This window comes from Pseudomonas sp. 21LCFQ010 (assembly GCF_024129905.1).
Lineage (GTDB): Bacteria > Pseudomonadota > Gammaproteobacteria > Pseudomonadales > Pseudomonadaceae > Aquipseudomonas.
This window is the reverse complement of sequence record NZ_JAMYDZ010000004.1, coordinates 91,154-108,092: the sequence shown is the minus strand read 5'-3', so window position 1 is coordinate 108,092 and position 16,939 is coordinate 91,154. Positions and strand designations below refer to the sequence as shown.

16 protein-coding genes are annotated in these 16,939 nt (G+C 62.6%); 10 read left to right on the top strand and 6 right to left on the bottom strand.

The annotated features are described in order from the left end of the window. The first annotated feature begins 70 nt into the window (after positions 1 to 70). Genes cobW through NJC38_RS06955 form a run of 4 tightly spaced genes read left to right on the top strand, consistent with a single transcriptional unit; the run spans position 71 to position 6,615 of the window. Positions 71 to 1,138 carry a cobalamin biosynthesis protein CobW gene (gene cobW, locus NJC38_RS06970; RefSeq protein ID WP_045494723.1) on the top strand — a complete coding sequence of 356 codons (1,068 nt, stop codon included), beginning with the start codon at positions 71 to 73 and terminating at the stop codon, positions 1,136 to 1,138. A gap of 3 nt (positions 1,139 to 1,141) precedes the next feature. After that, positions 1,142 to 4,906, top strand: coding sequence for a cobaltochelatase subunit CobN (gene cobN / locus NJC38_RS06965; protein ID WP_253112498.1), 3,765 nt, complete (start codon positions 1,142 to 1,144; stop codon positions 4,904 to 4,906). Between the two features lie 27 nt (positions 4,907 to 4,933). After that, on the top strand, positions 4,934 to 5,950 hold the full coding sequence (locus NJC38_RS06960) for an AAA family ATPase (RefSeq protein ID WP_253113010.1): 1,017 nt from the start codon (positions 4,934 to 4,936) through the stop codon (positions 5,948 to 5,950). 53 nt (positions 5,951 to 6,003) lie between these two features. Then, a complete protein-coding gene (locus NJC38_RS06955; protein WP_253113007.1) occupies positions 6,004 to 6,615 on the top strand; it encodes a VWA domain-containing protein in 612 nt (203 codons plus the stop codon). Positions 6,616 to 6,753: 138 nt separating this feature from the next. Here the strand turns inward: NJC38_RS06955 and NJC38_RS06950 are convergent, their stop codons facing one another. The 3 genes from NJC38_RS06950 to NJC38_RS06940 all read right to left on the bottom strand — a co-directional run bounded on the left by NJC38_RS06950 (position 6,754) and on the right by NJC38_RS06940 (position 8,853). Further along, positions 6,754 to 7,932 carry an AAA family ATPase gene (locus NJC38_RS06950; protein WP_253112495.1) on the bottom strand — a complete coding sequence of 393 codons (1,179 nt, stop codon included), beginning with the start codon at positions 7,930 to 7,932 and terminating at the stop codon, positions 6,754 to 6,756. Between the two features lie 5 nt (positions 7,933 to 7,937). Then, the gene (locus NJC38_RS06945) at positions 7,938 to 8,120 is read right to left on the bottom strand and encodes a hypothetical protein (RefSeq protein ID WP_045490969.1); all 183 of its coding nucleotides are present in this window, start codon (positions 8,118 to 8,120) and stop codon (positions 7,938 to 7,940) included. Between the two features lie 466 nt (positions 8,121 to 8,586). Further along, a complete protein-coding gene (locus NJC38_RS06940) occupies positions 8,587 to 8,853 on the bottom strand; it encodes a hypothetical protein (protein ID WP_045490971.1) in 267 nt (88 codons plus the stop codon). Between the two features lie 391 nt (positions 8,854 to 9,244). On the opposite strand from NJC38_RS06940, the gene NJC38_RS06935 reads away from it, so the two are divergent. After that, positions 9,245 to 10,570 (top strand): sigma-54 dependent transcriptional regulator, encoded by a 1,326-nt coding sequence (locus NJC38_RS06935; protein ID WP_045490973.1) that lies wholly within the window; start codon positions 9,245 to 9,247, stop codon positions 10,568 to 10,570. On the opposite strand, the gene NJC38_RS06930 is transcribed toward NJC38_RS06935, so the two are convergent. Together NJC38_RS06930 and pnuC are read right to left on the bottom strand one after the other, a co-directional pair. Beyond that, complete coding sequence (locus NJC38_RS06930; RefSeq protein WP_045490975.1) at positions 10,571 to 11,095, bottom strand: AAA family ATPase; 525 nt, start codon at positions 11,093 to 11,095, stop codon at positions 10,571 to 10,573. Then, on the bottom strand, positions 11,092 to 11,655 hold the full coding sequence (gene pnuC / locus NJC38_RS06925) for a nicotinamide riboside transporter PnuC (protein ID WP_253112492.1): 564 nt from the start codon (positions 11,653 to 11,655) through the stop codon (positions 11,092 to 11,094). Before pnuC ends, NJC38_RS06930 begins: the two co-directional genes overlap by 4 nt. A gap of 253 nt (positions 11,656 to 11,908) precedes the next feature. On the opposite strand from pnuC, the gene NJC38_RS06920 reads away from it, so the two are divergent. From NJC38_RS06920 to NJC38_RS06900, 5 genes are all read left to right on the top strand, one after another. Then, on the top strand, positions 11,909 to 12,739 hold the full coding sequence (locus tag NJC38_RS06920; RefSeq protein WP_045490981.1) for an undecaprenyl-diphosphate phosphatase: 831 nt from the start codon (positions 11,909 to 11,911) through the stop codon (positions 12,737 to 12,739). After that, a complete protein-coding gene (locus NJC38_RS06915) occupies positions 12,739 to 13,185 on the top strand; it encodes a DUF1294 domain-containing protein (protein WP_253112489.1) in 447 nt (148 codons plus the stop codon). Before NJC38_RS06920 ends, NJC38_RS06915 begins: the two co-directional genes overlap by 1 nt. 119 nt (positions 13,186 to 13,304) lie before the next feature. After that, complete coding sequence (pcaD, locus tag NJC38_RS06910) at positions 13,305 to 14,096, top strand: 3-oxoadipate enol-lactonase (protein WP_253112486.1); 792 nt, start codon at positions 13,305 to 13,307, stop codon at positions 14,094 to 14,096. A 74-nt stretch (positions 14,097 to 14,170) separates the two neighbouring features. Next, positions 14,171 to 15,115: a LysR substrate-binding domain-containing protein gene (locus NJC38_RS06905; RefSeq protein WP_366855583.1), complete on the top strand. Its 945-nt coding sequence runs from the start codon at positions 14,171 to 14,173 to the stop codon at positions 15,113 to 15,115. A gap of 71 nt (positions 15,116 to 15,186) precedes the next feature. Continuing rightward, positions 15,187 to 15,792, top strand: a complete 606-nt coding sequence (locus NJC38_RS06900) for an FMN-dependent NADH-azoreductase (protein WP_253112483.1) — start codon at positions 15,187 to 15,189, stop codon at positions 15,790 to 15,792. A gap of 2 nt (positions 15,793 to 15,794) precedes the next feature. Here the strand turns inward: NJC38_RS06900 and NJC38_RS06895 are convergent, their stop codons facing one another. Further along, positions 15,795 to 16,820: an AraC family transcriptional regulator gene (locus NJC38_RS06895; protein ID WP_253112480.1), complete on the bottom strand. Its 1,026-nt coding sequence runs from the start codon at positions 16,818 to 16,820 to the stop codon at positions 15,795 to 15,797. Positions 16,821 to 16,939 lie beyond the last annotated feature (119 nt).

The window sequence follows — 16,939 nt, the reverse complement described above, 5'->3', positions numbered from 1 at the left end:
GGTGGCGATCTCCAGCGAGCCATGCGCCGCTGTCGTCCTGCTTGCCCGCCGTATTGCCAAAGGGCATCCGATGAAAACACTGGCCAAGCTTCCCGTCACCATCGTTACCGGCTTTCTCGGCTCGGGTAAAACCACCTTGCTGCGGCATATGCTCGACAACGCCGAAGGGCGCCGTATCGCGGTGATCGTCAACGAATTTGGCGAGTTGGGCATCGACGGTGAAATCCTCAAGCAGTGCACCATCGGTTGTACCGAAGAAGAAGCCAGCGGTCGGGTTTACGAACTGGCCAATGGCTGCCTGTGCTGCACCGTGCAGGAAGAGTTCTTCCCGGTGATGCGCGAACTGGTCGAGCGGCGTGGCGACCTGGACCATATCCTGATCGAAACCAGCGGCCTGGCGCTGCCCAAGCCGTTGGTACAAGCTTTCCAGTGGCCGGAAATCCGCAACGCCTGCACCGTTGACGCGGTGATCACCGTGGTCGACAGCCCGGCGGTCAAGGCCGGCACTTTTGCCGCCTACCCCGATCAGGTCGATGCGCAGCGCAAGCTCGACCCTAACCTGGACCATGAGTCGCCGCTGCACGAGCTGTTTGCCGACCAACTGGCCAGCGCTGATCTGGTCATCCTCAACAAGGCCGACATGATCGACGCTGACGGTCTGGCCGCCGTGCGCGCCGAAGTGGCTGAAGAACTGCCGCCGGCGGTCAAGGTCATCGAAGCCAGCAACGGCCGCCTGCCGCTCAACGTTCTGCTGGGGGTTGGCGCCGAGTCTGAACTGCACATCGACGGGCGCAAGACTCACCATGATTCTCACCATGACGGTGAGGAGGATGACGATCACGATCACGACGCTTTCGACTCGATCTCCATCAAGCTGCCGCAAGCCGAAGAAGCTGTGTTGCTCAGTGCCCTTAATCAATTGGTGGTCGAGTACGGCATCCTGCGCGTCAAGGGCTTCGCGGCGATCCCTGGCAAACCGATGCGCTTGCTGATTCAGGGCGTGGGTACGCGCTTTGACAAACACTTCGACCGCGCCTGGCGGGCCGATGAAGAGCGCGCCACGCAACTGGTGCTGATCGGTCAGGAACTGGACGCCGCTCAGCTTGAAGCGCGCCTGAACGCGGCCCTGGCCGGCTGACCCATGCACCTGCTGCGAACCCAGCCCGGCGGCTTTGTACCCGACGACAGCATTGCCGATCTCGGCCAGACCCCCGCCGAGCTGGTGATTCTCTGCAGCGGTGACTCCAGCCTCGCGCTGCTGGCCGAAGCCGCCCGGCAACTGCCGGATGACTACCCGAGCCTGCGCCTGGCCAACCCGATGCAGGTCCAGAACCATGCGTCGGTCGATCTGTATGTCGAAGACGTGCTGCAGCATGCACGGTTGATCCTGATCTCGCTGCACGGCGGCATTGGCTATTGGCGCTACGGCGTCGAGCGGCTGATGGAGCTGGCCGGGCGCGGCGTGCAGGTGATCCTGGTGCCCGGTGATGATCGCCCGGACCCGGAGCTTGCCGACCTTTCCACGGTGCCGGCCGCCGAGCGTGACCGACTCTGGCAGTACCTGCGTCAGGGCGGGCTGGATAACGCGCTGAACCTGTTCCATTGCGTGGCCAGCCACTGGTTGCAGCGCCGTTACCCTTGGCAGGAACCGCAGGCCTTGCCGCGCACCGCGATTTATCATCCGCAGCACGGCACCACCGAGCTGGCCGCTTGGCAAGCCGACTGGGACAGCGCCACGCCGGTGGCGGCGCTGCTGTTCTACCGCTCGCACTTGCAGGCGGCCAATACCGGTTTTATCGACCTGTTTTGCGCCCGTTTACAGGCTCAGGGCCTGAATCCGCTGCCGATTGCCGTCGCCAGCCTGAAGGAGCCTGGCTGCCTGAGCGTGGTCGAAGACTGGCTGGACCAAGTCGATGCCGCGCTGATTCTGAACACCACCGGCTTTGCCCAGTCCAGCCCGGAAGCGCCGCATCTGCGCCCGTTTCGCCGCAATATCCCGGTGATCCAGGCCATTTGCGCACAAGACAACGAGCCGGCCTGGCAGGCCAGCGAGCTGGGCCTGGGGTCCCGCGACCTGGCCATGCACATCGCCTTGCCGGAACTGGACGGGCGCATCATCAGCCGGCCGATCAGTTTCAAGGACCTGGCCTGGCGCAGCGAGCGCAGCCAGTCTGATGTGGTCTGCTACCGCGCCCAGCCAGAGCGCATGGACTTTGTCGCTGCCCTGGCGCACAACTGGGCGCAACTGGCCCGGCTGGCCAATGCCGACAAGCGTGTTGCACTGATTCTGGCCAACTACCCGACCCGCGATGGGCGTATCGGCAACGGTGTCGGTCTGGATACCCCGGCGGCGGCGCTGAATATCCTGCGCGCCATGCAGCAGCAGGGCTATCCGGTGCAGGACCTGCCCGCCAGCGGCACCGAACTGATCCAGCAGTTGCTCGGTGGCGTGACCAACGACCTGGAAACCCTGGACCTGCGCCCCTGCCAGCAAAGCATGGCGCTGGACGAGTACCTGCAGGCCTTTGCGCAACTGTCGAGCGCCAATCAGGCGGCCGTGACTGAGCGCTGGGGCGCGCCGCAGGCTGACCCGATGTTTCGCAGCGGACGGATGATGATCGCCGGCATCCGCCTGGGCCTGACCTTCGTCGGTATTCAGCCGGCGCGGGGTTATCAGGTCGATCCGAGCGCCGTTTACCACGACCCCGACCTGACACCGCCGCATGGTTATCTGGCGTTCTACTTCTGGCTGCGCAAGGCCTATGGCATGCATGCGGTGATTCATGTCGGCAAACACGGCAACCTGGAATGGCTGCCGGGTAAAGGCGTAGGGCTGTCGGCCGAGTGTTGGCCTGATGCGATTCTTGGCCCCACGCCCAATATCTATCCGTTCATCGTCAATGACCCGGGCGAGGGCGCCCAGGCCAAGCGGCGTACCCAGGCGGTGATCATCGATCACCTGATGCCGCCATTGACCCGCGCCGAGACCTACGGGCCGTTGCGCGACCTTGAGCTGCTGGCTGACGAATATTACGAAGCGCAACTGCTCGACCCGCGCCGTGCCCGCGAGCTGCAAAAGCAGATTCTGCAACGGGTGCGCGACACCCGGCTGGATCAGGAATTGGGGCTGCAGGCGTCGAGCAACGCCGAAGAGGATGCCGCGCTGTGGTTGCCGCGGCTGGACACTTATCTGTGTGACTTGAAGGAGTCGCAGATCCGCGACGGCCTGCATGTGTTTGGCGAGTCGCCCAGTGGCCGCCTGCGGACCGACACTTTACTGGCCTTGCTGCGCATCCCGCGGGGTGACGGTCGCGGCGCACGCTCGAGCCTGTTGCGCGCCCTGGCCAAGGCCTTCGGCCTGGGCTTTGACCCGCTCGACTGTGCGTTGGCCGAACCGTGCGAGCATCCGCGCCCGGCCGCCTTGCGGGCGCTCAGTGATGATCCATGGCGCACCTTGGGTGACAGTCGCGAGCGGCTCGAATTGTACGCCGCCGGCCTGATCGAGCGGGTCACCGCCGGCCAGGCGCTGCTTGATGTACCGCAGCACGAAGACCTGCAGTTGATTCTGGAGCACCTGCGCGAGCTGGTGGCGCCGCGCCTGGATGCTTGCGGGCCGGCCGAGATGCAAGGGCTGCTCGACGCCCTGGCCGGGCGTTTCGTGCCGGCCGGCCCCAGCGGTGCGCCGAGCCGCGGGCGGCTGGACGTACTGCCGACCGGGCGCAATTTCTTCAGTGTCGATGTGCGCAATCTGCCGACCCCGACCGCCTGGCGCATCGGCTTTCAGTCCGCCAGCCTGTTGCTGGAGCGGCATCTGCAAGACCATGGCGACTACCTGCGCCAACTGGGCCTGTCGGTATGGGGCACGGCGACCATGCGCACCGGTGGCGACGACATCGCCCAGGCCATGGCCCTGATGGGCGTACGTCCGGTGTGGGCGACCGGCAGCCAGCGGGTCGATGACTTCGAAATCCTGCCGCTGAGCTTGCTTGATCGGCCGCGGGTGGATGTGACCCTGCGGGTATCGGGGTTCTTTCGCGATGCGTTCGCCAGCCTGATCAAGCTGTTCGATGCTGCCGTGCAGGCGGTGGCGGCGCTGGATGAGCCTGACGACATGAACCCGCTCGCTGCCCGGGTGCGCCAGGAGCGTCTTGAGCTGCAAGCCAGCGGCATGGATGCCGAGCAGGCTGCACGTCAGGCCGGCTGGCGGATTTTCGGCGCCAAGCCCGGCGCTTATGGGGCAGGCGTGCAGGGTGCTATTGACGCTCGCCTGTGGCAGAGCCGTGACGACCTGGCCGAGGTATACCTGAACTGGGGCGGTTACGCCTACGGCGCCAGTGATGACGGCACGCCGGCCCGCCAGGATTTTGCCCGACGCCTGTCGCAGGTCGAGGCGGTGCTGCAAAATCAGGACAATCGCGAGCATGACTTGCTCGATTCCAATGACTATTACCAGTTCCAGGGCGGCATGCTCGCCGCTGCCGACACCCTGCGCGGCGCCAAGACTGCCAGCTACCACGGCGATCATAGCCAGCCCGACTTGCCGAAGATCCGTACCCTCAAAGAGGAGCTGAACCGGGTGATCCGTTCTCGGGCGGCTAACCCGAAGTGGATCGACGGCGTGAAGCGCCACGGTTATAAAGGCGCCTTCGAGATGGCTGCGACCCTGGATTTCCTGTTCGGTTTCGATGCCACGACTGAACTGATCGACGACCACCAGTACGAGTTGCTGGCCGACGCTTATCTGCTGGACGGCGCAACCCGTGAGTTCATTCAGCAACACAACCCTGACGCGCTGCGCGACATGACCGAGCGCATGCTCGAAGCCCAGCAGCGCGGCCTGTGGCAGGCGCCGGGCGACTATCGTGAAGCGCTGGAAACCTTGCTGCTGGATATTGAAGAGAATTGAATCGTGCTTAATACCACCCCTATTGATCTGGCCGATGTCGCCCCACACTTCCCGCTGGCGGCGGTGGTTGGGGCCGATCAGCTAAAGCTGGCGTTGTGTCTGACCGCCATCGACCCGAAAATCGGCGGGGTACTCATCGAAGGCCCACGGGGCATGGCCAAATCGACCCTGGCCCGTGGCCTGGCTGACCTGCTGGCAGGCGGTGCGTTTGTCACGCTGCCGCTGGGCGCCAGTGAAGAGCGTCTGGTCGGCACCCTCGACCTGGACGCGGCGCTGGGCCAGGGCAGGGCGCAGTTCTCTGCCGGTGTATTGGCCAAGGCCGATGGCGGGGTGCTGTATGTCGATGAGGTCAACCTGCTGGCCGATCACCTGGTGGATTTACTGCTCGACGTCGCGGCCAGTGGCACTAACCTGGTGGAGCGTGACGGCATTTCCCATCGCCACGCAGCGCGCTTCATCCTGATCGGTACGATGAACCCGGAGGAGGGCGAGTTGCGTCCGCAACTGCTCGACCGCTTTGGCCTTAACGTAGCCCTCAGCGGCCAGACGCCACCGACCGAGCGCGGGCAGATCATCCGCCGCCGTTTGCAGTTCGACAGCGACCCGCAGGCTTTCTGCGCTCAATGGCAAGGCGAGCAACAGGCGCTGCAACAACGCTGTGCAACGGCCCGTGAGCGGCTCAACCGCATTGAGCTGGACGAGCAGAGCCTGAACCGGATTAACCAACGGTGTTTTGCCGCCGGGGTCGATGGCTTGCGGGCCGACCTGGTCTGGCTGCGCGCTGCCCGCGCTCACGCCGCCTGGCGCGGCGGCGAGGCGATTAGCGAGGAAGATATCGACGCAGTGGCTGAGTTCGCCTTGCGTCATCGTCGTCGTAATACCACCCCTATTGAAGATTCTGCTACCGAGTCCAGATCGCATTCCAACCCGGGTAATCAGCCAGAACAGCAGGATTCAGGCCAGGGCAGCTGGGGTGAATTACCGGCGCAGAATGTGCCCACCGCGCAGCGCCGGCAAGTGCCGAGCTGGCCAAAAAAGCCCTAGGCATTCGTCCCCGTCAGGCCAAGGGGGCGGATGCCAGCCCCAGGCGCGGCACACTGGCCGGTGGCCGACTTGGCGCCGCACGGGCTGGGCAGCATGGGCCAATTGCCTGGCTGCCGACATTGTTGCGTGGCCGGCCCGAAGCCGCCCGTGACCTGATCCGCCAGCCGCGCAGCCAGCGCCCGCAAGAACTGCTGCTGGTGGTGGTCGACGCCTCGGCCTCGACCCGGCGCAATCAGGGGCTGAGCCTGGCCAAAGGCGTCTTGGCACAGACCTTCGACGATGCCTACCGCCGCCGGGCTCGCCTGGCATTGCTTACCGCCAGCGGCAGTCAGCCACGCTGGCAGCATCAAGGGCTCAAGGCTTCACGCGCTTTGCAACCCTGGCTCGACAGCCTAGGCGCGGGCGGCGGTACCCCGCTGGCTGAAGCGCTACACCAAGCGGCGCAGTGGCTGAGCCAACGGCGCAAGTGTCATCCTGCAGAGCAGCAACGGTTGTTGGTGCTGACCGATGGACGTCTCGCGCAGTTGCCAGCCTTGCCGGTGTTCGATTGCCCGGGGTTGCTGGTGGATATCGAGACCGGGCCGATCCGGCTGGGGCGGGCAAGGGCGCTGGCGGATGGGTTGAGGGTCGAGTACCGGCACGTAGAGGATCTGCGATATGCCTGATACCGCGTCTTCGTATATCAGATAGTGCACATGTGGGAGCGACTTTGGTCGCGAAGGGGTCATGACATTCACAGCAAATGTCCTGGTTTTACTGGCCTTTGCGTCGGAGTGCCGCCACACCAAGGTCCATCCCCGCGTTCACGCCGGCCACTGCCACGCCGGCCCATCCAGCAAACCATGCCGCCCTTGCACTCGGGTCTGGCCCAGCTCCTTTTCCAGCACCAGACTGACACAATCCGGCGATTGCTCCAGCGCGGCGACCAGGCGGCTGGAGTGCGACACCACCCAGACCTGACTGCGCGTCGCCGCTTGAGCGATCAGCCGGGCCAATGCTGGAAGCAAGTCCGGATGCAGGCTGCTTTCCGGTTCGTTGAGCACCATTAGCGCGGGCGGGCGCGGGGTGAGCAGGGCGGCGACCAGCAGCAGATAACGCAGGGTGCCGTCGGAAAGCTCACTGACCAGCAGCGGACGCAGCATGCCCGGTTGTTGCAACGCGAGGATGAACAGACCATCGCGCACCTGGATTTGCATGGTGGAGCCGGGAAACGCATCGTCGATGGCGGCATCCAGCGCTTGCGGATCGCCAATCTCACGAATGGTCTGCAGCGCTGCGGCCAGATCGCGGCCACTGTGGTGCAACACCGGGGTGCGGGTGCCCACCTGTGGCTGGCGTGCCGGCGCCGCGTTGTCGGTGCGGAAATGATCGTAGAAACGCCAGTCGCGCAGCTGATTGCGCAGGGCTTCGATCTCCGGGCAGTCCAGGCTGCCACCGGTATCGAACAGGCTGTAAAACTCTGGCAGGCGGTTGCTCAAGCTGCGCCATTCGCGGTTGTCACGCATCCGCACGTTCGGGCCTTTGCGCTCCACCAGTACGGCGGCCGGGCGATACACGGGACCTGCCCAGATCACCTCGCGCTTGATCTGTGGGTCGCGGCTGAACAGTGACGGGCTGAGACGGCCTTCGCCGGAATTGGACTCCGGCAGACCCAGGCTTAGCGCGTAACTGAAGTCCTCACCGGCAAACCCCAGGCGCATGCGTTGTGGCGTACGGCGGTGCAGGCCTTGCACCGGAGCCTCACCGCGTAACACGGCCTTGGAAAACGTCTCCGGTCCCGCCCAGAAACATGAATCCAGCCCACCCTCGCGAGCAATACCTTGCACCACCCCGTCCTGGGCGGTCTCTGCCAGCAGGCGCAGGGCGCGATACAGGTTGGACTTGCCGCTGCCGTTGGTTCCGGTGACCACCGTCAATTTGCCCAGCGAGAGTTGCAGGCTGTGCAGGGAGCGATAGTTTTCGATGGCGAGGGTATGTAACAAGGGCGTCAGACCGGCGAGTTGGTGTTGTGTGCTGCGCGGATAGCGTTAGCCTTATCGATGATTTGCTGCTGCTCAGCCGCGGCACGACGCTGCACCTCGGCATAAAACGCTTCGCGCTCGGCATGAGAGGTGTATTTGTAAAACTGTGCCAGTCGGGCAAGTGGTTTTTCAGTCGGCTTCTGCATCATCGCCGTGCTCTGACGGTGAGGACCTTCATAAGGTGCTTCTCACTGTAGGGCTCAGGGATAAGCAGGTCAATCAAGCCGCCAATGCGCGATCCAACAGGTTTTGAGTGTTGGCAGTGGATTGTCTTGCAAAAGCTGGCTGTTGCTGGATGGGATGAGATCCGAGGATACGAAATGATTGCAGCGCACCTTTGATGGTGCGCTGGCAGATAAGGCGTCTTGGGTGATGCGATTCAAGTTCGCCCTGTTTTGCGTTGTTGCACGCAGGCAGTCGTGATCAAAAATCGTAACGCAGACTCACCGTCGCGCTGCGTGGTTCGCCCCAGGTATAAGTGCTGTCGATGATGGGGGGGGTACTTTTTGTCCAGCAATGTGCTGTTTGATGGCGCGTAAACGTGCCGCTAAAAGTGGCGTTTGATCATTGCCAAACGCCACTTTTAAAGTAACTGAGTCGTCAGTTACTTGAACTTCAGGCTGGCATGGTCCAAGGCTGAAGTGCGTGGCCATCGCGGCTTAGTTCTTCACGAGCCTGTTGCAAGGCATTGGCCAGTTGCACGGGATCGGAGTAGGTGCCGCGTGGAAGTTGTTGGCGTCCGATACGTGCGCTGAAGCGGTCGAGCACGGTCAGGCTGATTTCGCCGCTGCCATCTTGCGGGCCCCAGGCCACGCATTTGAAGGGATGGAAGGCTTTGCCAGCAATCAACAGTGCATCATTAAAGCGCAGTGGGGCGTTCATGGTCTATTCCTCAAAAGAGCCCAATCAGTCCAATGCAGTCTCGTCGGTGGGCTCACCAATCGGCTGCTTATTGATGTTGATGTCTGTCGAACATCACAAGTCACACATCTCGCGATTTATTTTCAGATTTTTTACGTGAGTAGCGTCATGTAGTAATCCTACGCAATTTTATCGCTTGTGCTGGCGCAACTAAGACTGTAGCTATCGCGCAAGGTTCCCCGCCGCACAAGTGTATAAGTGCACAAACAGTCGCTGGTTATGAGGCTTAGATCCAAACGGTACAAGGCACTGTCAAATTTTTGCTAATGTAACAATCCAAAGCTTCAACATCCTGTTTACAAAGCGAATTTTGATAAATCCAAGCGACGCCGTGCGCCAAGGAATACACCCCATGAATGAACCGGCCCCTACGCGACGTCTGTTGATCGTAGATCCCTGTGACGATTGTCATCAGCTGATTCCCGTGCTGCATGCGGCGGGCTGGGCGGTTGACAGCAGTTCACTGGAGTCTGCGCTGAACCTGGGTTGTGATGTCGGCCTGATCCGCCTGATGCCTTATCACTTCGAACATCCTGAAGCCGTGCGCGAGCTGATTACCCGCAGCAATACCGAATGGATCGCAGTGCTGACCGCCGAAGATCTGCGCCGCGAGAAGGTCGGTGATTTTGTCTGCGAATGGTTTTTCGACTTCCACACCCTGCCGTTCGACATTACCCGGATGCAGGTTACCTTGGGGCGGGCTTACGGGATGGCCCGCTTGCGTGCGCAGGGCGCGGCGCAGGTTCAGGTTTCTGACCAGGAAATGCTTGGCGAAAGCCGGCCGATTCGCGAGTTGCGGCGGCTGCTCGGCAAGCTGGCACCGACCGACTCTCCGGTGCTGGTGCGCGGTGAGCGCGGGACCGGCAAGGAACTGGTGGCGCGAACCCTGCACAATCAGTCACAACGGCGTAACCAGCCGTTTGTGGCCGTGCACTGCGGGGCGATTGCCGAGCATCTGGTGCATGCCGAACTGTTCGGCCACGAGAAGGGCGCCTTCAACGGTGCTCAAGAGCGCAAGATCGGCAAGATCGAGTCGGCCAATGGCGGCACGCTGTTTCTGGATGAAATTGGCGACCTGCCGCTGGAGGCGCAAGGGCAATTGCTGCGTTTTCTTCAGGACCGGCAGATCGAGCGGATAGGTGCCAGCGAACCGGTCGCTGTGGATGTCCGAGTGATTGCCGCTACCCATGTCGACCTGGAAGCCGCGATTCGCAAGAAGCGTTTTCGCGAAGATCTCTACTACCGGCTCAATGTGCTGCAGGTCGGCACCGCGCCGTTGCGCGAGCGGCATGGCGATCTGGCGATGCTGGCCAACTACTTTGCGCACTTCTACAGCCAGGAAACCGGGCGTCGGGCGCGTAACTTCAGTCAGGACGCATTGATCGCAATGGGCAAGCATGACTGGCCGGGCAATGTTCGTGAGCTGGCCAACCGGGTGCGACGGGGTCTGGTGCTGGCCGAAGGGCGGCAGGTAGAGGCCAGTGACCTGGGGCTGCTGGGCGAGGAGGAGATCTCCAGCACCATGGGCACCCTGGATGATTACAAGTCACGAGCCGAACGTCAGGCGCTGTGCGATGTGCTGACCCGCCACAGTGACAATCTCAGCGTGGCGGCCAAAGTGTTGGGGATTTCACGACCGACCTTCTACCGGTTGCTGCACAAGCACCAGATTCGCTGATCAGCGTCCCAGCAGTTCGCTGACGGCCTGCATGACCCGCTCATGGCGCAGTTGCCAGTCACCTTCAATCACTTGATAACGCTGGTCGTTGGCGTGCAGCCACTGGCGGCTGGCCTCGAAGAATGCCAGGCGCTCGTTCAGGTCGGGCTGGCAGCGCTGACCATCGTCACACCAGGGCACATCCTTGGGGCTGAGCAGCAGGTGCAGATCGTACTGGCGGGCCAGCAGTTGAGCTTCCAGCCAGGCCGGGCAGTCATTGAAGATCGTGCGGCTCCAGAGCATGTTGCTCAGCAGGTGGGTGTCGAGAATCAACAGCGCCGGGGCACTGGCGCGGGCGGCATCCTCCCAGGCCAGCTGGCCTTGCGCGATGGGCGTGATGTCGGCATAAACCGTGTCACGGCCTTCGCGGTCGATGAAGTGGCGCACGTACTCGCCCACCTGTACACCACCGAAACGCGCGTGAATTTCACCGGCCAGCCAGCTTTTGCCGCTGGACTCGGGGCCTGCCAATACCAGAACTTTCATCGCGCCGGCACCATCGCAATGCGCCACTCACGCCAGCCCTGGATGGCCAGCAAAGTAAACAGCGCGTACAGCGCTGCGGTCAGGTACAGCGCCTTATAAAGGAAAAAACCGACGAAAATGACATCAAGGACGATCCACAATGGCCAGCATTGCAGGCGCTTCTGGGCCATCCACACTTGTGCCACCAGGCTGAAGCCGGTGAGCGCAGCGTCCAGCCATGGCTGGGCCGCGTCGGTAAAGTGGGCCATGCCGGCGCCGAGTGCGGCGCTGATCAACGCCCCGATTGCCAGGCCCGTCCATACGGCGCCATTACCCAGCGCAGTGACTGCACGCACCGGCAGCCCCTCGCCATGCCGGGTCCATTGCCAGAACCCATACACCTGGAGCACGGCGTACACCAGTTGCAAAAGCATGTCCGAGTACAGCTTCACATCGAAAAAGATCCAGCTGTAGATAAGCACCATCACCAGGCCGATCGGCCAGCACAGCGGGTTTTGCCGCACGGTCAGCCAGACCGCAAGCGCGCCCAGTGCGGCAGCGAACAGTTCAATCCCGGACATGCAGGCTCCTTGCAGAAGGCGGGTAAATGGAAACGGGCGGCGATTGTAAGCCGTTGTCAGACTTTGAGGGAGCCTGCCGAACCCAAATGTGTGGTAACAGTCGTACAGCCAGCCGACAGGCGAACTGATTCAGCCTCTGCTAGGATTTGCCCGCTTTGCGCGCCGCCGGCCATGGCAGTCCGGCGCTCGCCTATTGCTTACCAACCACAAGACTGACCGGCGTGCCGACAGGCGACGCCGCTATGGGGGAATGATGGATGTATGGGCCGCCGTCCAGGCGTTGATTCTGGGCATTGTGGAAGGTTTGACGGAATTTTTGCCGATCTCAAGTACCGGTCACCAGATCATTGTGGCTGACCTGATCGGCTTCGGTGGTGAACGGGCCATGGCGTTCAACATCATCATCCAGCTCGGTGCGATTCTGGCGGTGGTCTGGGAGTTTCGCAGCAAGATCTTCGAGGTGGTTCTCGGCCTGCCGCGTCAGCGCCAGGCGCAGCGCTTCACCGGCAACCTGCTGATTGCTTTCATGCCAGCGGTGGTGCTGGGCGTGCTGTTTGCCGACCTGATCCATCACTACCTGTTCAACCCGATTACCGTGGCCGTGGCGCTGGTGCTTGGCGGGATCGTCATGCTCTGGGCCGAACGCCGTGAGCATGTGATCAAGGTCGAGCAGGTCGATGACATGAAATGGACCGACGCACTGAAGATCGGCTGTGCCCAGTGTCTGGCGATGATTCCGGGCACCTCGCGGTCCGGCTCGACCATCATCGGCGGCCTGCTGTTTGGCCTGTCGCGCAAGGCGGCCACCGAGTTCTCGTTCTTCCTGGCCATGCCGACCATGGTCGGTGCAGCGGTGTATTCAGGCTACAAGTACCGTGACCTGTTCCAGCCGGCTGATTTTCCGGTGTTCGCCATCGGTTTCGTGGTGTCGTTCATCTTCGCCATGATCGCCGTGCGCGGTCTGTTGAAGTTCATCGCCACTCACAGCTACGCGCTGTTCGCCTGGTACCGGATCGCCTTTGGTCTGCTGATCCTGGCCACCTGGCTGTTCGGCTGGGTCGACTGGTCCACGGCGCAAGGCTGATGAGCCGCACACGCAGCCCGGCGCCTGCGCGTCAGCAACCACGCCAACAGCCCCACCAGCCAGTGCGTGCGCTACGCATCAAACTGCTGGTGGGGCTGGGGTTGTGTGCGCTGCCGGTGGCAGGCATCGCCGGCAGGTGGCCGCAAAGTGCCATGCTGGTCTGCGCGGCGCTGTACCTGCTGATGAGCCTGCTTGCCTTGCTGCTGTATCGGCACGACAAGCGTCAGGCCGGGCAGGGCGGTCAGCGCGTTGCCGAAAATACCTTGCACCTCATTGAACTGCTCGGTGGCTGGCCCGGTGCGTTGCTGGCCCAGCAGCTGTATCGACACAAGACCCGCAAACTGTCCTTCCAGATCGTATTCTGGCTGATCGTGATCGCGCACCAGATCTTCTGGGTTGACTGGGTATTGCTGGAGCGGCAGCTGTCGGCGTTTTTGCTGGTCTGAAGCCGATTGACCTGCCAGGCGTCGAAGCTGTTCGATAGTCGCACGAATAATCGCCCCGTGGATTGTCTCAGCCCGGTGCCCTCGCTAGTGTGCAGCTTTTGACTGATCTGGAGCCGCGAATGTCTGCCGTGCAACTTGCCGATGGCGAACTCAACTACCTGCTCGAAGGCCCGGCCAATGCCCCGGTGCTGGTGCTGTCCAATTCACTGGGCACTGACCTGCACATGTGGGACAACCAGATCGCGGCGTTCACCGAGCACTTTCGCGTGTTGCGCTACGACACTCGTGGGCACGGCCGTTCGCTGGTCACCGAAGGCCCGTACAGCATCGAGCAGAACGGCCGTGACGTACTGGCCTTGCTTGACGCGCTGGATATCCGCCAGGTGTATTTCTGTGGCCTGTCGATGGGCGGCCTGATTGGCCAATGGCTGGCGATCAACGCCCCGCAGCGCCTGCACCGGGTGGTGCTGTGCAACACCGCAGCGAAGATCGGCAGTGCCGAGATCTGGGATCCGCGTATCGAGACCGTGTTGCGCGACGGACCTGCGGCCATGGTTGCGCTACGTGATGCCTCGATTGCCCGCTGGTTCACCGCGCAATTTGCCAGCCGTGAGCCGGGCAAGGTCGAACCGGTGGTCGGCATGCTGGCCCAGACCTCGCCGCAGGGTTACGCCGCCAACTGCGCGGCGGTACGCGACGCCGATTACCGTGAGCAGATCGCCTCGATCAGGTTGCCGGTGCTGGTGGTCTGTGGCACTCAGGATGCAGTGACCACCCCTGAACATGGCCGCTTCATGAGCGAGCGCATCGTCGGTGCGCAGCAGGTCGACCTGCATGCCGCGCACCTGTCCAGCGTCGAAGCCGGTGCGGCATTCAGTGAGCCGGTGCTGGCGTTCCTCACCGCGCAGTGAACGGGCGCGCCAGGCCTGCCTGTCCGGGCAGGCCGCTGGCATAATGGCCGCTTCGACCTGTTCAAGGTGCTGCGGTGTTCGATCTCAACGATCTCTACTATTTCGTCCAGGTGGTCGACTGCCAGGGCTTTGCCGCTGCCAGCCGCAAGCTGGGCATTCCCAAATCCAGGCTTAGCCGGCGCATTGCCGGGCTGGAAGAGCGCTTGGGTGTACGTCTGATCCAGCGCTCCACGCGCAAGTTCGCGGTCACCGAGAGTGGCCGCAGTTATCACGCCCATTGCCTGGCGATGCTGGTCGAAGCCGAGGCGGCCGAAGAGTCGATCATGCGCTCGCGCGCCGAGCCACAGGGGCGGGTAAACATCAGTTGCCCGCCAATGCTTGCAACCATCGGGGTCAATCAGGCGATTGCGCGCTTTATGGCCGAACATCCCAAAGTCGAGGTCCATGTCGAAAGCACTAACCGGCGCGTCGATCTGCTCGCTGAGCAGGTGGATATCGCGCTGCGCGTGCGCTTCCCGCCATTGGAGGACGACGGGCTGGTGGTCAAGACCCTCGGCCACAGCGGCCAGGCGCTGGTCGCTCATCCGGATCTGGCCGCCCTGCTGGCGGCCGATGCGGGCATTGAGGCGTTGTCCGGGTTACCCAGTGTCAGTCAGGGCGCCGCCAGCCATGAGTATTGCTGGCGGCTGCAGACCGGACCAGGCCGGTACCGCGAGGTGCGGCATAGCCCGCGGCTGGTCAGCTCGGACCTGAATATCCTGCGCGATGCGGCTTTGCAGGGGGTGGGCATCGCCCAGTTGCCGCAAGTCATGATCGAACAAGACATTGAGCAAGGGCGCTTGGTGGAGTTGTTTGCCGATCATCCACCTGCCTGCGGCATCGTGCATGCCGTATTCGCTTCCCGACGCGGCTTGCTGCCAGCCGTTCGGGGGCTGCTGGATGCCTTTGCCCAAGTGTTTGCCGATATCCAGGTTGATTGTTCCGGCAGTAGAACGAAGCGTCGCATTTACCCCGACTAATCAATTATTGTTACTGCCGCTAGGATGCTGCCCACGTATCGCCATCAGGCGAAATTCATTCCGGAGGCATCATGACTATTCTGCACATCGATTCGAGCATCCTCGGCGAGCACTCGGCTTCTCGCCAGCTCAGCCTGCGTGTCGCCCAGGCAATTCAGGCCGCTGAGCCTGACAGCCAGCTGGTGTACCGCGATCTGGCCCGTGATGAACTGGGGCATTTCTCCGCTGCCAGCCTGGCCGCCGCCGGTACCCCTGAGCAAAGCCGTAGCGCGGCGCAGCAACAAGAGGCCGCGCACAATCAGGCGATTCTCGACGAGTTCCTCGGCGCCGACGTGCTGGTGGTCGGTGCGCCGATGTACAACTTCACCATCCCCAGCCAGCTCAAGGCCTGGTTCGACCGCATCATGGTGGCGGGCAAGACCTTTCGTTACAGCGAGAGCGGGCCTGAAGGTCTGTGCACCGGCAAAAAGGTGATCGTGGTTTCTACCGCCGGCGGTCTGCATGTCGGCCAACCCACCGGCGTCGGCCATGAAGAACTGCTCAAGGCGCTGTTTGGCTTCATTGGCATTACAGAGGTGAAGTTCGTCCGTGCCCATGGCCTGGCTTACGGTGATGTACCGCGCGCCCAGGCGTTGCACGCGGCGCAGCAAGACATTGAAGAGACGCTGCTGGCCTGATGTCACTGGGCGCTAAAACGCAGGGTCGCTGACGGCAACTCACCGTAGCGCTTGCGGTACTCCTGCGAGAAGCGTCCCAGATGGGCGAAGCCCCATTTCATCGCAATATCAGTCACTGATGCCTCATGGTTGGCGCACAGTTCACTGTGCACCCGCTCCATGCGCACATCGCGCAGGTACGCCATGGGGCTGGTGCCGGTGAACTCGCGAAAACCGGCGAACAGGCTGCGCACGCTGACCTGCGCCTGGTCGGCCAGTTGCTCGATGCTCAACGGCTCGTGGGCATGGGCGCGGATGAACTCCTCGGTGCGCTTGACGAACCAGGGCGACACCCGGCGCCGGTCGCCCGGCGTCTCCAGGCTGCGCAGGTTGTTTGGCTGACCATAGATCAGGGCATTGAGCAGGGTCGACTCGAACTGCTTGAGCACCAGTGGCTGGTGGATCGGGTGGGCGTCACAACTGAGCGCCTCGATCAGGGTCGCGAGCAATTGCAGAAAGTAACTGCCCCCCGGTGTGTCCAGGCACATTTGCGGGGCAAACTGCAGCGGGCGATCGAGGTGGTGGCCCAGGTGCTGGCGGCAATGGCGTTCCAGGTCGCTGCGCTCCAGGCGCAAGGTCAATTGCGGTGAGTCCGCTGCCCAGCGCATCTGCACCGGGCTGTCTGGCGATATCAGCGAAGCACAGGCGGGCGATGAGGTGAAGGTCTGGCCTTCACAGTGAATCTCGGCGCTGCCACGCATCGGCATCTGCAGTAAAAAGAAGCTCTCCAGCCGACCGGGGTCGATGATGACCTGCGCGCCGTATTCCAGGCGGCTAAGCGACAGGCTACCGCGCCGCAGGTGGTGCATCGAGGCGCTGATTGCCTGTGACGCCCTGGCCGAGCGCAATTCATGGGCCTTGAACACGGTGCTGACGTTATTGCGGATGCTGTCGGCATCATTAAGCAGAAACAGCCTGTTCGCCGGGGTGAACAGCCGGGTGTCTGCAAAACGATCGCTGCCGGTCGCCAATCGGGTCTCGGAGTTCATGGGGTACCTCTCGCACGCACGGTTTGCGAGCAGAGTGTGCAACCCTGTTACCGGGCTTTTGCACTATCCGGATACTGCATGCAGCCAGCGGACAGCGGTGCACTTCTGCTGTTTCTTAT

Excerpts from the sequence above, each read along its gene's own strand:
- pcaD (WP_253112486.1), top strand. The coding sequence starts at position 13,305 with ATGTCTGCCGTGCAACTTGCCGATGGCGAACTCAACTACCTGCTCGAA.
- cobW (WP_045494723.1), top strand. The coding sequence starts at position 71 with ATGAAAACACTGGCCAAGCTTCCCGTCACCATCGTTACCGGCTTTCTC.
- NJC38_RS06940 (WP_045490971.1), bottom strand. The coding sequence starts at position 8,853 with ATGAACGCCCCACTGCGCTTTAATGATGCACTGTTGATTGCTGGCAAA.
- pnuC (WP_253112492.1), bottom strand. The coding sequence starts at position 11,655 with ATGTCCGGGATTGAACTGTTCGCTGCCGCACTGGGCGCGCTTGCGGTC.
- NJC38_RS06930 (WP_045490975.1), bottom strand. The coding sequence starts at position 11,095 with ATGAAAGTTCTGGTATTGGCAGGCCCCGAGTCCAGCGGCAAAAGCTGG.
- cobN (WP_253112498.1), top strand. The coding sequence starts at position 1,142 with ATGCACCTGCTGCGAACCCAGCCCGGCGGCTTTGTACCCGACGACAGC.
- NJC38_RS06945 (WP_045490969.1), bottom strand. The coding sequence starts at position 8,120 with ATGATGCAGAAGCCGACTGAAAAACCACTTGCCCGACTGGCACAGTTT.
- NJC38_RS06895 (WP_253112480.1), bottom strand. The coding sequence starts at position 16,820 with ATGAACTCCGAGACCCGATTGGCGACCGGCAGCGATCGTTTTGCAGAC.
- NJC38_RS06900 (WP_253112483.1), top strand. The coding sequence starts at position 15,187 with ATGACTATTCTGCACATCGATTCGAGCATCCTCGGCGAGCACTCGGCT.
- NJC38_RS06935 (WP_045490973.1), top strand. The coding sequence starts at position 9,245 with ATGAATGAACCGGCCCCTACGCGACGTCTGTTGATCGTAGATCCCTGT.
- NJC38_RS06915 (WP_253112489.1), top strand. The coding sequence starts at position 12,739 with ATGAGCCGCACACGCAGCCCGGCGCCTGCGCGTCAGCAACCACGCCAA.
- NJC38_RS06920 (WP_045490981.1), top strand. The coding sequence starts at position 11,909 with ATGGATGTATGGGCCGCCGTCCAGGCGTTGATTCTGGGCATTGTGGAA.